Origin of the sequence: Shewanella sp. Iso12, assembly GCF_012030025.1 — a bacterium.
In the GTDB taxonomy this organism is placed as follows: Bacteria; Pseudomonadota; Gammaproteobacteria; order Enterobacterales; family Shewanellaceae; genus Shewanella; species Shewanella algae.
Genome location: NZ_JAAUHW010000001.1, coordinates 872,344 through 886,034 on the forward strand (window position 1 = coordinate 872,344; position 13,691 = coordinate 886,034).

At 52.5% G+C, this 13,691-nt stretch carries 13 protein-coding genes and 2 tRNA genes; 1 reads left to right on the forward strand and 14 read right to left on the reverse strand.

The window, feature by feature from the left end:
- Positions 1–42: 42 nt before the first annotated feature.
- The 14 genes from rpsO to rlmE form a co-directional block, all read right to left on the reverse strand.
- Positions 43–312: a 30S ribosomal protein S15 gene (gene rpsO / locus HCX89_RS03830; RefSeq protein ID WP_025009936.1), complete on the reverse strand. Its 270-nt coding sequence runs from the start codon at positions 310–312 to the stop codon at positions 43–45.
- Positions 313–412: 100 nt separating this feature from the next.
- A complete protein-coding gene (truB, locus tag HCX89_RS03835; RefSeq protein WP_144218558.1) occupies positions 413–1,360 on the reverse strand; it encodes a tRNA pseudouridine(55) synthase TruB in 948 nt (315 codons plus the stop codon).
- Positions 1,360–1,773: a 30S ribosome-binding factor RbfA gene (gene rbfA, locus HCX89_RS03840; protein WP_025009934.1), complete on the reverse strand. Its 414-nt coding sequence runs from the start codon at positions 1,771–1,773 to the stop codon at positions 1,360–1,362. The genes truB and rbfA overlap by 1 nt, the downstream gene beginning before the upstream one ends.
- Before the next feature lie 57 nt (positions 1,774–1,830).
- A complete protein-coding gene (gene infB, locus HCX89_RS03845; RefSeq protein WP_025887923.1) occupies positions 1,831–4,488 on the reverse strand; it encodes a translation initiation factor IF-2 in 2,658 nt (885 codons plus the stop codon).
- 24 nt (positions 4,489–4,512) lie between these two features.
- On the reverse strand, positions 4,513–6,012 hold the full coding sequence (nusA, locus tag HCX89_RS03850) for a transcription termination factor NusA (RefSeq protein WP_028780659.1): 1,500 nt from the start codon (positions 6,010–6,012) through the stop codon (positions 4,513–4,515).
- Between the two features lie 27 nt (positions 6,013–6,039).
- Positions 6,040–6,495, reverse strand: coding sequence for a ribosome maturation factor RimP (gene rimP / locus HCX89_RS03855; protein ID WP_025887922.1), 456 nt, complete (start codon positions 6,493–6,495; stop codon positions 6,040–6,042).
- A gap of 174 nt (positions 6,496–6,669) precedes the next feature.
- Positions 6,670–6,746: transfer RNA gene (locus tag HCX89_RS03860), tRNA-Met, on the reverse strand.
- 81 nt (positions 6,747–6,827) lie between these two features.
- Positions 6,828–6,914, reverse strand: a tRNA-Leu gene (locus tag HCX89_RS03865).
- 10 nt (positions 6,915–6,924) lie between these two features.
- Positions 6,925–7,230, reverse strand: a complete 306-nt coding sequence (gene secG / locus HCX89_RS03870; RefSeq protein WP_025009932.1) for a preprotein translocase subunit SecG — start codon at positions 7,228–7,230, stop codon at positions 6,925–6,927.
- 1 nt (position 7,231) lies between these two features.
- Positions 7,232–8,014 (reverse strand): triose-phosphate isomerase, encoded by a 783-nt coding sequence (gene tpiA / locus HCX89_RS03875; protein WP_025009931.1) that lies wholly within the window; start codon positions 8,012–8,014, stop codon positions 7,232–7,234.
- Between the two features lie 182 nt (positions 8,015–8,196).
- Positions 8,197–9,534 (reverse strand): phosphoglucosamine mutase, encoded by a 1,338-nt coding sequence (gene glmM, locus HCX89_RS03880; protein WP_167715103.1) that lies wholly within the window; start codon positions 9,532–9,534, stop codon positions 8,197–8,199.
- A gap of 98 nt (positions 9,535–9,632) precedes the next feature.
- The gene (gene folP / locus HCX89_RS03885) at positions 9,633–10,469 is read right to left on the reverse strand and encodes a dihydropteroate synthase (protein WP_167715105.1); all 837 of its coding nucleotides are present in this window, start codon (positions 10,467–10,469) and stop codon (positions 9,633–9,635) included.
- Between the two features lie 113 nt (positions 10,470–10,582).
- Positions 10,583–12,547, reverse strand: a complete 1,965-nt coding sequence (gene ftsH / locus HCX89_RS03890) for an ATP-dependent zinc metalloprotease FtsH (RefSeq protein WP_025009928.1) — start codon at positions 12,545–12,547, stop codon at positions 10,583–10,585.
- Positions 12,548–12,591: 44 nt separating this feature from the next.
- Complete coding sequence (gene rlmE, locus HCX89_RS03895; protein WP_025009927.1) at positions 12,592–13,221, reverse strand: 23S rRNA (uridine(2552)-2'-O)-methyltransferase RlmE; 630 nt, start codon at positions 13,219–13,221, stop codon at positions 12,592–12,594.
- Between the two features lie 90 nt (positions 13,222–13,311).
- On the opposite strand from rlmE, the gene yhbY reads away from it, so the two are divergent.
- A complete protein-coding gene (gene yhbY, locus HCX89_RS03900) occupies positions 13,312–13,611 on the forward strand; it encodes a ribosome assembly RNA-binding protein YhbY (RefSeq protein WP_025009926.1) in 300 nt (99 codons plus the stop codon).
- Positions 13,612–13,691 lie beyond the last annotated feature (80 nt).

Sequence of the window (13,691 nt, forward strand, 5' to 3'; positions counted from 1 at the left end):
AAAGGAGGCCTGGGCCTCCTCTTCTTTTGGTACAGTTCGCGATTAGCGACGCAGACCCAGCTTCTGGATCAGAGCGGTATAACGAGCAACGTCGGTACGCTTCAGGTAAGCCAGCAGCTTACGACGAGAGCTAACCATACGCAGCAGACCACGACGTGAGTGGTGATCGTGAGTGTGCTCTTTGAAGTGGTCTTGCAGGTGGTTGATCTGAGCAGTCAACAGTGCAACCTGAACTTCAGTAGAACCAGTGTCGTTTTCGCCACGGCCGAATTCAGCCAGGATTTTCGCTTTCGCTTCAGTACTTAGTGACATGTGTCTCTCCAAAATAGTCTTGATTGTTTCCCCAGCCGATCACTAACTCAGCCAAGGGCGCGACATAATAACCTCAAGGGCCGTAGATCGCAAGTCAAGCTCAGCTTTTTGCCTCAGGCAACACTACCAAACGCTTGGGAGCCAACAAACCATCGTCATTCATCATACCAACACCGATAAAGCGCTTGCTGTCACCCAAGGTGATCCGCACCAGGGTATCGGCTTCCAGCTTGGCGACCCGCACCGGGTTACCATTAAGCAGATATCCGGCCATGGCATCGGGTACATTGCACTCGGGAAGGTCGGCAACCGCAGTGTCCATGGGAAGCAGCAAAGGGTCCAACAGCTCGGAAGGCACCCGCTCTTCGGTCATGGCCTGTTCCAGCAAGGCTTCAAGCTGTGCCAGACTAACCATACGCTCATAGGGATAACCCGCCACCTGAGTACGGCGCAGCATGATCACATGGGCACCGCAGCCAAGCATTTCGCCCAAGTCGTCTACGATAGTGCGAATATACGTACCCTTGGAGCAGTGAATATCCAGCGTCAGCTCGTCATTCTCCAAAGAAATGAACTTGAGCTCATAGACATGAATAGGCCTGGCTTCGCGGGGCACTTCCTTGCCTTCCCGGGCGTACTTGTACAAGGGTTGACCCTGATACTTGAGCGCCGAGTACATGGAAGGCACCTGCATGCTATCGCCGCGAAAATGCTCCAGCGCCACTTCCAGTTGAGTCATGGAAAACTCAACCGGCCGGGTTTGTACCACTTCACCGTCAGAATCGCTGGTATCAGTGCGCTCTCCAAGCTTGGCTGTCACCAGATAGCGTTTATCGGCATCCAACAGGTGCTGGGAAAACTTGGTGGCTTCGCCAAGACAGATGGGCAGCATACCTGTCGCCAGAGGATCCAACGCGCCGGTATGGCCGGCCTTGGCGGCGTTGTAGATCCGCTTTACCCTTTGCAGGGCAAAGTTGGAACTCATGCCAGTGTCTTTATCCAACAGGACGATACCATCGACCAAACGGCCTTTGGGACGACGCGCCATCAGTTGTTTTCCTCATCCTTGTCTTGAGACTCGGTGCCAAAGGTCTGCTGCTTGGCCTTGTCCTGGTTGATGACCTCGGTCACCAGGTTGGACATTCTCATCCCCTCGACCAGAGACTTGTCATAGACAAATCTCAGCTCAGGCATCACCCTAAGTTTCATTCTGCCGGCAACCAGGGTGCGGGCATAAGGCGCTGCCTTGTTGAGTGCAGCGAGCTTTTCGTCGACCTTGACAGGGTCTTCTTCAAAGAAGGTGACAAACACCTTTGCATAACTCAGATCCCGTGAGACTTCCACGTCATTGACAGTGACCATGCCTACACGAGGATCTTTCATATCACGCTGCAGTACCTGCGCCAGCTCCTGTTGCAGTTGCTGGGCGATACGCCGGGTACGACTAAATTCTTTTGCCATAGTATTCTTCCCCAAAATCAACAAGGGCGGCCTCAGCCGCCCTTTTCGATGTTGTCGTTACAGGGTACGGGCAACCTCGACGGTTTCGAACACCTCAATCTGGTCGCCTACGCGAACATCATTGTAGTTCTTCACGCCGATACCACATTCCATGCCATTGCGAACTTCACTAACGTCATCTTTAAAGCGACGCAGAGACTCAAGCTCACCTTCATAGATAACCACGTTCTCACGCAGAACCCGGATAGGTGCACTGCGCTTAACGATACCTTCGGTCACCATACAACCGGCGATTGCACCCAGTTTAGGTGACTTGAACACATCACGCACTTCAGCCAGACCAATGATCTCCTGCTTGAATTCAGGAGAAAGCATACCGCTCATGGCCGACTTGACTTCGTCGATGAGGTCATAGATTACGCTGTAGTAACGCAAATCCACACTCTCACTTTCGATGGTCTTACGGGCCTGAGCGTCAGCACGGACGTTGAAGCCCACCATGATGGCGTTGGACGCCGCTGCCAGAGTCGCATCTGTCTCGGTCAGTGCACCTACGCCACTGGCTATGATGTTCACTTTCACTTCTTCGGTAGACAGACGGGTCAGCGAGTCGACGATGGCTTCCAAAGAACCCTGTACGTCGGACTTGAGCACAATATTCAGCTCTTTCACTTCGCCTTCGGTCATGTTGGCAAACATGTTTTCCAGCTTGGACTTCTGCTGACGCGCCAGCTTGATGTCGCGGAACTTACCCTGACGATACAGGGCGACTTCACGGGCCTTACGCTCGTCACGAACAACAGTCGCTTCGTCACCGGCAGAAGGCACCCCGGACAGACCCAGGATCTCAACCGGAATCGACGGACCGGCTTCAGTGATGCTCTTACCGTTTTCATCCTTCATGGCACGGATCTTACCGTACTCCAGACCACACAAAACGATATCGCCCTGACGCAGAGTACCTTCCTGAACCAGGACGGTAGCAACAGGACCACGGCCCTTATCCAGCTGAGACTCAACAACCACACCGGCAGCCATGCCGTCACGTACGGCTTTGAGCTCGAGGATCTCGGCTTGCAGCAAGATACCTTCCAGCAGCTCGTCCACGCCCATACCTGTCTTGGCAGATACGAACACAAACATGTTGTCACCGCCCCACTCTTCCGACATCACGCCGTGCTGAGACAGTTCGCTCTTGACGCGGTCGATATCGGCTTCGGGCTTATCCATCTTGTTCACTGCCACGATCAGCGGTACACCACCGGCCTTGGCATGCTGGATAGCTTCAATGGTCTGAGGCATTACGCCGTCATCGGCAGCCACAACCAGAACCACGATATCAGTGGCCTTGGCACCACGGGCACGCATAGCGGTAAACGCGGCGTGGCCTGGAGTATCCAGGAAGGTGATCATGCCGTTGTCGGTTTCTACATGGTAGGCACCGATATGCTGGGTAATACCACCGGCCTCACCGGCCGCAACCTTGGTGCGACGGATATAGTCAAGCAGCGAGGTCTTACCGTGGTCAACGTGACCCATGATGGTCACAACCGGCGCACGTGGCTCCAGTTTGACATCTTCACCGTCACGGTCGGCCAGAACTTGATGCTCCAGCTCGTTTTCACGGATAAGCACAACCTTATGGCCCATCTCCTCGGCAACCAGTTGGGCAGTTTCCTGATCCAGTACCTGGTTGATGGTCACCATAGAGCCCATCTTCATCATGGTCTTGATGATTTCAGTGGCTTTGATGGCCATCTTCTGGGCCAGCTCGGCCACAGTAATGGTTTCACCTATGCGTACATCGCGGTTTACCGCGGCAACCGGCTTGTTGAAGCCATGGTTCATGGATTGAGGCGCACGGTTACGGATGTTGCGCTCGCGACCGTCACGGGAGTCCTTGGTACGTTTCTTACCGGCACTCTTGTGACGTGAACGACGACCACGCTTCTCCTCATCCATATCGCTGGTATCTTCGGCGGCGCGGGCCACTTTAGAGGTGGTGATATGGTGATCGCTGCGCTTCTCGGCTTCAAGACGCTGACGCTCTTCTTCGGCCCAGCGCTTTTCATTCTCTTCAGCCAGGCGACGGGCTTCAGCTGCCGCACGGGCGGCTTCTTCATCGGCCTTGCGCTTAACAGCTTCAGCCTGAGCCGCTTTCAAACGCTCGGCTTCAACACGGGCAGCTTCCTGCTCGGCGCTGGTCTTGGGATCGGCCTTAACCTCTTCCTTGGCTTTGCCAGCATCCTGAGCCGCTTTAGCCTTTGCTTTGGCTTCGGCTTCCGCCTTGGCTTTCGCTTCGGCTTCTACCTTGGCCTTGGCTTCAGCTTCGGCCTTGGCTTTCGCTTCGGCTTCCGCCTGAGCTTTGGCTTCGGCTTCTGCGCGGGCCTGCTCTTCCGCCTGACGGGCCAATTCGGCCGGGTCACGCTTCACAAAGGTGCGCTTCTTGCGAACTTCGACTTTGACGTCTTTGGACTGGCCGCCGCTGCCGGCGACACTCAGAGTCGATACGGTTTTACGCTGTAATGTCATCTTGGTGGGCGCACTGTCCGCACCATGTTGCTTTTTCAGGTAGTCCAGCAGTTGCTGTTTCTCGGCCTCGGTGACACTGTCATTCTTGCCTTTCTTGATACCGGCCTTGGAAAACTGCTCGATCAATCGCTCTACGCTTTTTCCCACTTCAGTGGACAGTTTCTCTACTGTTGTCTCTGCCATCAGTTAAATCCCCCTGTTGATCGACTATGCTTCTTCGCCAAACCAACAGATGTTGCGGGCTGCCATGATGAGCTCACCTGCTTTTTCTTCTGTCAATTCTTCAATTTCGATCAAATCGTCAATGCCTTGCTCGGCTAAATCTTCCAGAGTTATCACACCCATGCTTGCCAGAACGTAGGCCAGGTGGCGCTCCATTCCAGGCATGGACAACAACTCTTCACTCGGTTCGGCACCATCCAGTGCTTCTTCGGATGCCAGTGCACGGGTAGACAAGGCAGCCTTGGCGCGCTCACGCAATGCGGCAACTATGTCTTCATCAAATCCTTCGATGGCCAACAGCTCGGAAACAGGAACATAAGCCACCTCTTCCAGAGAGGTGAATCCTTCGTCGGCCAGCACCTGGGCGAAATCTTCGTCCACATCCAACGCACCCATGAACAGCTCCATCACTTTGGCGCTTTCGGCCTGATGTTTCTTGTTCATGTCTTCCACTGTCATCACGTTCAGTACCCAGCCGGTCAGCTGTGTCGCCAAACGAACGTTTTGACCATTGCGGCCGATAGCTTGTGCCAGACTATCGGCTTCGACGGCGATATCCATTGAGTGGTTATCTTCGTCAACAATAATTGAGGCCACATCGGCCGGTGCCATGGCGTTGATAACAAATTGTGCCGGGTTATCGTCCCAAAGCACTATGTCAACACGCTCACCACCGAGCTCATTGGATACGGCCTGTACCCGGGCTCCGCGCATACCGACGCAGGCACCGATAGGGTCGATACGACGATCGTTTGATTTCACGGCGATCTTGGCCCGTGAACCTGGGTCACGGGCGGCGCCCATCACTTCGATCATCTCATCGGCAATTTCCGGTACTTCAACACGGAACAATTCGATCAGCATCTCTGGCTTGGTGCGAGTCAGGAACAACTGAGCACCACGGGCCTCGGGACGCACTGCATACAGCAGAGAACGTACCCGGTCACCCGGACGGAAAGTCTCACGGGAGATCAGATCTTCTTTGAACAGCACACCATCTGCGTTGTTGCCGAGATCAACCACTACGCTGTCGCGGTTGCTCTTTTTGACCACACCGGTAACCAAATCACCTTCTTTGTCGATAAACTGCTCGACGATTTGGGCACGCTCGGCTTCACGGACTTTCTGTACTATCACCTGCTTGGCGGTTTGAGTGGTGATACGGTCAAATTGTACCGAATCAATTTCATCCTCAATGAACTCACCAGGCTGGATCTCAGGGTTCTCATAACGAGCCGCTTCCAGAGTGATTTCACGGTAAGGGTTTTCCAACGCTTCACCGTTATCATCAACCACCAACCAGCGGCGAAAAGTCTCGTAGTCGCCGGTTTTGCGATCTATGGCAACACGAACATCGATATCGCCTTCATACTTTTTCTTGGTTGCGGTAGCCAGCGCAATTTCGAGCGCCTCGAAAATCTTTTCGCGCGGTACAGCCTTTTCGTTGGAAACCGCTTCAGCGACCAGCAAAATATCTTTATTCATCGTCTTGCCTCGTTCACCTTGAAACCATCAAAACTTAGCGATCAGGTTGCCTTTACGGATGTTATCCAAGGCAATAATCAAGTCTTTTCCATCCACTGTCAGGGTGAGCATCTGCCCTTCCACCTTAGTGATGGTACCTTTTAAGTTACGACTACCCGCTACCGGCATAGTCAGTTGAATCTTTGCTTCCTCTCCAAGGTACATACCATATTGCTCAGAGGTGAACAGCGGCCTGTCGAGACCGGGAGAGGAAACTTCCAGAGTGTATTCGGAAGTGATAGGGTCCTCGACATCCAGAATGGCGCTCGCCTGACGACTGGCATTGGCACAGTCTTCAATATTAATGCCGTTCTCACTGTCAATAAATAGCCGCAAGGTTGAATGCTTGCCGGCCTTAACAAATTCAATACCCCAGAGCTGGTAGCCTAAGCCTTCCACTGCTGGAGTAAGCATTTCTGTGAGTCTGGATTCTAATGTTGCCAAGGTAACCCCCGAAAAACAAAAAAGGGCTATTAATAGCCCCAGTATTGAGCTGCCGTAAAAGGCAGCAAATTTAAAAGTCCCAGATAACAAAAAACCCCGTAATCACGAGGTCATTATGTTCAAGAACCTGTAAACAGGATGAATTGTAGAATAGCGCAATTCATCACTGGGAGCTGGTTGCGGGGGCCGGATTTGAACCGACGACCTTCGGGTTATGAGCCCGACGAGCTACCAAGCTGCTCCACCCCGCGTCAACTGCTGCAAGTTTACTGACTTCAGCTTTTACTTGCAATAACTGAGGAAAATTTCACTTCCATTTCTCAGTTAAAGATTGGTGCCGAGAGCGGGACTTGAACCCGCACGACCGTTAGGTCACAGCCACCTCAAGGCTGCGCGTCTACCAATTTCACCACCTCGGCATATTCGGTATTAGTCTGGAATTTTGGTCTCAGACTGTTGGGTCTGTTCTACGTCAGGCCCCATAATGTTGGTTTCCTGCTTCACGTGATGTGCACTCATGTTGCCGATAACCAGGCTGAGAGTGAAAAACGCGATAGCGAGAATCGCCGTTGTACGGGTCAGAAAGTTACCTGAACCTGCTGAACCGAACAGGGTTCCTGAAGCACCGGCACCAAAAGATGCGCCCATGTCAGCCCCTTTGCCTTGCTGGATAAGGATGAGTCCAACCAGACCCAAAGCTACCAACAAGTAAATAACCATCAGTACTTCTTTCATATTAAGCGCTCATTGCTATCGTACATAAACTCAAGAATTCGGTAGAGTTTAAGCTAGCACCGCCTATCAGTCCACCATCCACATCAGGTTGGGCGAATAAATCTGCAGCATTACTCGGTGTGACACTGCCGCCGTACAAGATCCTGATGTTTTCCCCGATATAAGGGGACACTTCAGAGAGGCGATTGCGTATAAACGCGTGAACTTCTTGTGCCTGCTCCGGTGTTGCGCTCTTTCCTGTCCCTACAGCCCAAAGGGGTTCATAGGCGATGATCGCATTATCAAAAGCCATGGTACCGTTCTTTTCGATTACCACATCCAACTCCTCGGCAAGCACCTCGAAGGTACGTCTTGCTTCACGAGCCGGGCCCGATTCACCGACACAAAGTATCGGGGTCAAACCATGCTTTTGAGCTGCGGCAAATTTCTCTGCCACTATATTACTCGTTTCACCGTACATACGGCGGCGTTCCGAGTGACCGATTATCACATAACGACAGCCGGCATCTTTCAGCATCCGCCCTGAGGTTTCACCTGTGTAGGCACCAAAATCGTGCTGACTCAGGTTTTGAGCCCCCATTCTAACCAGAGAACCGTTCAGGGTTTCTCTGTTAGTTTCGAGCAGTTGCCTTACGCTTTCCAGGTAAATTGCTGGTGGGCATAAAACCACTTCAACAGAATCATTATGTAGCTTGGTGGCAAACTTCTTGAACAACTCTTGCGCCAACTGCGCGCTGCCATTCATTTTCCAGTTGCCTGCTACCATTGGACGTCTGAGTGCCATCACCATCTCCTCTGAAAGCGGCGTGAATAATAGCGAACCACTTATTAACTTACAATACCTGATTACGGAATTTTTGCGATTTACTGTGTGTTCGGCTACTTTTTGCGCTCGCACTCAGTAAATCGCTCACAATTCCAGCTTAAGTCATTAATTTTACTTTGATTAAGCTAAAAAAGGCCAGTTTAAACCGCTTGTTTGACTGCGGTGGCAATGCTTTCGGCATGGGCGCGCACCTGAGCTTCATCGTCCCCTTCCACCATCACCCGGATCAAAGGCTCAGTACCGGATTTACGCAGCAGTACCCGGCCGCGCTCACCAAGTTGCGACTCAACCTGAGCCTGGGCGTCTTTCACCAGTTGTGATGCCAGCGGATCTGAGTTGCCTTCAAAGCGAACATTAATAAGGACCTGAGGCAACATCTTCATAGATTCAGTCAACTCGTCCAGCGAGGCGTTGTGACGACGCATGGCCGCCAGCACCAGAATACCTGCCACTATGCCATCACCCGTAGTACCATGATCCAGATTAAGGATATGGCCTGAGTTCTCCCCCCCTATACGCCAATCTTTCTCTTTCAGCAGTTCCATTACATAGCGGTCGCCGACTTTGGAACGGGCAAAGGGGATATTGAGCTGTTTGAGTGCCAATTCGAGTCCAAGATTGGACATCAGGGTACCGACAACCCCGCCTTTAAGAATGCCGCGCTTTTGGGCGTCGCAGGCAAGAATATAGAGGATCTGATCGCCGTCTATCACTTCACCCTGTCGATTGACCATCATGATACGGTCACCGTCGCCATCGAGCGCGATACCCAGATCGGCGCCTTCGCTGACCACGGTCTCACAAATCTTGGCCATGGAGGTCGCGCCAACCTGATCATTGATGTTGATGCCATTGGGTTTATCCCCTATGGTCACTACCTCGGCGCCCAGTTCGCGGAACACATTGGGAGCAATGTGATAGGTAGCGCCGTGAGCACAATCCACCACTATCTTGAGCCCGGCGAGGGTTTGATCCGCCGGGAAGTTACCTTTGCAATATTCGATATAACGACCGGCGGCATCATCGATACGGGAGACTTTCCCCAGCAGGTGCGACTCAACACAAACTAGAGGTTTTTCCAGCTCGGCTTCAATCTCCAGTTCCAGTTCGTCATCCAGCTTGCTGCCATCTGTGGAGAAAAACTTGATGCCGTTGTCATAGTAGGGATTGTGAGATGCACTGATAACGACCCCCGCCTCGGCGCGGAATGTTCGGGTCAGGTAGGCGACTGCCGGCGTCGGCATGGGCCCCATTAACATCACATTGAGTCCGGCGGCAGACAGGCCGGCTTCCAACGCCGACTCGAACAGATAACCTGAGATCCGGGTATCCTTGCCTATAATCACTTTACGGGTACCACTGCGGGACAAGACCCTACCGGCAGCCCAGCCAAGCTTAAGTGCCAGCTCCGGAGTCATCTTGCCCGCTCCAACCTTGCCGCGGATCCCGTCCGTACCAAAAAACTTTCTCACGCTCACTCCTACTGAGAACCATCTCTGAATGGTTATTCTATATACTGTAAACCTAATGCCGGCTGACCCGCCGGCCTGAAACCTATGAAGTCACGGCGCAGTCTTTATCCAAACTGCTTGGTTGCTGCCATGACCTTGAGTACATCGCTGGTCTCTGCAACATCATGTACCCGAATAATATGTGCGCCCCGCTGAGCAGCCAACATGGCGCCCGCCAGGCTACCTGCCAATCTGTTGTCGACACTGCGCTCAAGCAGATTTCCTATCATACTCTTTCGCGACAGTCCGATAAGTAAAGGCAGATCAAATTTTGCCAGCTCTTGCAAATGAGCCAGCAGATGATAATTGTGTTCCAGCGTCTTGCCAAATCCAAAACCCGGATCCAGCAATATTGCCTCTCTGGCGATCCCCGCATCAATGCAGGCCTCAATGCGCTTGGCAAAGAAGTCATTCACCTCGGCAAGCAGATCCTCATAGTGGGGCGCATTCTGCATGGTTCTGGGTTGTCCTTGCATATGCATCAGGCATACAGGTACCTGCAGCTCAGCAGCGGCTTGTAGGGCGCCGGGCTCCTGCAAGGCCCGCACATCATTGATAAGGTGAGCGCCGGCATTGATACCGGCGCGCATCACTTCGGCTTTACTGGTATCCAAAGAGATCCAGATCTGGGGATACTTGGCGACAATATACTCCACCAAGGGAACAACCCGGGAAAGCTCCTCATCGACGCTGACATCGGCAGCTCCGGGCCGGGTGGACTCGCCGCCGATATCGATAAACACGGCGCCATCGGCCACCATTTGGTCGGCGTGGCGGCAGGCCAGTTCAAAGGAAGAAAAGCGGCCGCCATCGGAAAATGAATCCGGGGTTACATTGAGGATCCCCATTACCTTGGGCTCATCGAGTAGTAGTTTGTGAGCACCGGACTTTAGTTCAAACACTCTTTACTCCCTTACGCGTCAAGCGCGAGAACATCTTTATTGGATTTATTATTGTGCCTTCAGGCAGAAACAAGAAAACCCCTTGCGGGGTTTTCTTTTACCTCAGAGTAGGCTTATTTCAGTGGGCTCTCGCCGGGTTTGCCCAAATCTGCAGCAGTATCACTCGGCTCATGCTCTTCAACTTCAGTCTCTTCAGGCTTGGCACCTTTACTGCCATTATTGCCGTTGGAAGAGCCATTGTCGTCCAGCTGCCAATCGACCGGAGGACGCACTTCGCGGCGCTCCATCAGGTCCTCTATCTGGCGCGAGTCTATGGTCTCATACTTCATCAACGCATCTTTCATCGCGTGCAGTACGTCCATATTCTCATCCAGCAGTTGTTTGGCACGCTGGTAGTTGCGGTCAATGATGGCCTTGATTTCAGAGTCTATGATGGCCGCAGTCTCATCAGACATATGCTTGGACTTGGCCATGGAGCGGCCCAGGAATACTTCACCCTCTTCCTCTGCATACAGCAGCGGACCGAGTTTCTCGGAGAAGCCCCACTGGGTCACCATGTTACGGGCAATGGCCGTAGCATATTTAATGTCCTGAGATGCACCGGTAGAGACTTTTTCAGTGCCAAAGATAATCTCTTCGGCCAGTCGACCACCGTAGGCCACAGAGATCTTACTCTCCAGCTTCTGGCGGCTCTCACTGATGGCATCGGCTTCCGGCAGGAAGAAGGTCACACCCAAGGCCCGGCCTCGAGGGATAATGGTTACCTTATGCACAGGGTCGTGCTCAGGCACCAGATAGCCCACAATCGCGTGGCCGGCTTCGTGGTAAGCCGTCATCTCTTTCTCGGACTCAGACATCACCATGGAGCGGCGTTCGGCGCCCATCATGATCTTGTCTTTGGCACTCTCAAACTCTTCCATGGTCACCACACGGCGATTACCGCGAGCGGCAAACAGTGCAGCCTCGTTAACCAGGTTGGCAAGATCCGCACCTGAGAACCCTGGTGTACCACGGGCAATTACACTGGCTTTAACATCGTCACCCAAAGGCACTTTACGCATGTGCACTTTAAGAATTTGCTCACGGCCACGAACATCCGGCAGCCCCACTACAACCTGGCGGTCGAAACGGCCTGGACGCAGCAGAGCGGCATCCAATACGTCTGGACGGTTGGTTGCGGCGATAACGATAATACCTTCATTACCTTCAAAGCCATCCATTTCCACCAACATCTGGTTCAATGTTTGCTCACGCTCGTCGTGACCACCACCGAGCCCGGCACCACGCTGACGGCCAACGGCATCGATTTCATCGATAAAGATGATGCATGGAGCCGACTTTTTGGCTTGCTCGAACATGTCACGTACCCGGGAGGCACCGACACCGACAAACATTTCCACAAAGTCAGAACCTGAGATGGTAAAGAAAGGCACCTTTGCTTCACCGGCAATCGCCTTGGCAAGCAAGGTTTTACCTGTACCTGGGGGACCAACCATCAAGACACCGGTAGGAATACGGCCACCGAGTTTCTGGAATTTGGTGGGATCACGCAGATAATCCACCATCTCCTTCACCTCTTCCTTGGCCTCGTCACAACCGGCCACATCGGCAAAGGTAGTCTTAATCTGATCTTCGCTCATCAGCTTGGCTTTACTCTTGCCAAAGGACATGGCGCCTTTACCGCCACCGCCCTGCATCTGTCGCATAAAGAAGATCCACACCCCGATAAGCAGCAACATGGGGAACCAGGAGATGAAGATCTGTGTCAGGAAACCTGACTCTTCGGCTTCCTGCCCTTTCATGCGGATACCTTTACGATCCAGGTCATTGATCAGATCCTGGTCATACAAGGGCATAATGGTGGTGAACTTTTCACCGGACTTTTTGACGCCTTCAATCGTACGTTGGTCGCTTTTCACTTCAACGTTACTGACTTGGCCGCTACGAACATCGTCCAGGAAAGTCGAATAATCCATCTTCTGCGCTGACGAAGAAGAGGGGGAGTAACCCTGGAACACGGACATCAGCACCACGGCGATGACCACCCAGAGAATCAAATTTTTTGCCATGTCACTCAATTACTGAACCTCACAAAGTCTTGAGATTTACTTCAATCAGGGTACTACAACTTGTACCCTGTCGCTACCAGATAGACCTCGCGAGAACGTGGCCTGGAGGAATCCGGCTTACGGGTTTTTACAGTCTTGAACGCTTGTCTGACTGCTTTCATATACTCGTCAAAGCCCTCCCCCTGAAAGACTTTAACAGCAAAACTACCATTGGCTGCCAACACCTGATGACACATATCCAGCGCCAACTCCACTAAATACATGGCTCTGGGCTGATCCACACCATCTGAACCACTCATATTGGGCGCCATATCCGAGAGCACCAAGTCAACCTTATCTTCCCCTACCCGGGTCAGCAAGGCCTCAAGGACTTTTTCCTCACGGAAGTCTCCTTGAAGGAAATCGACGCCAACGATTGGGTCCATCGGTAAAATATCACAGGCAACCACTTTACCTTTTTCACCGACCAACTTGGCCGCCACCTGAGACCAACCTCCAGGAGCGGCCCCCAGGTCGACCACTGTCATCCCGGGTTTAATCAGCTGATCTTTTTGTTGCAGCTCCTCTAACTTGAACGCGGCCCGCGAACGCAGCCCCCGTTTTTGTGCCAATTTGACATAGTGATCATCAAAGTGTTCCTGCATCCAACGGGTGGAACTGGCCGTACGTTTCTTACCTGACATTCAAAATCCGCAACAAATGAGAGTTACACAAGGGCTATATGAGGGTAGAATAGCGGCTTTTCAACAGTAACTCAGCAAAAGTTGGTAGAAATGAACTTAACAACCAAACAGAAACAGCATCTCAAGGGCCTGGCACATAGCCTCAAGCCGGTAGTGCTGCTTGGTGCCAATGGCCTGACTGAAGGGGTACTGGCTGAAATTGATAATGCGCTCTCTCACCATGAGCTGATTAAAGTTAAAGTCGCCTCTGAAGACAGAGAACTGAAAGCCGCTATCGTTGATGCCATTGTCCGTGAAACCCAGGCAACCAAGGTGCAGCTGATCGGCCATGTTTTGGTGCTCTTCCGTCAATCCGAAGAGATGAAAATCGCTCTGCCCAAGGCCAGATAAGCCCTTTCCCCACAAAAAAGCCACCTTAACAGGTGGCTTTTTTGTTGCCATAATCCCATCGGCGCACACATTGTGGCGCC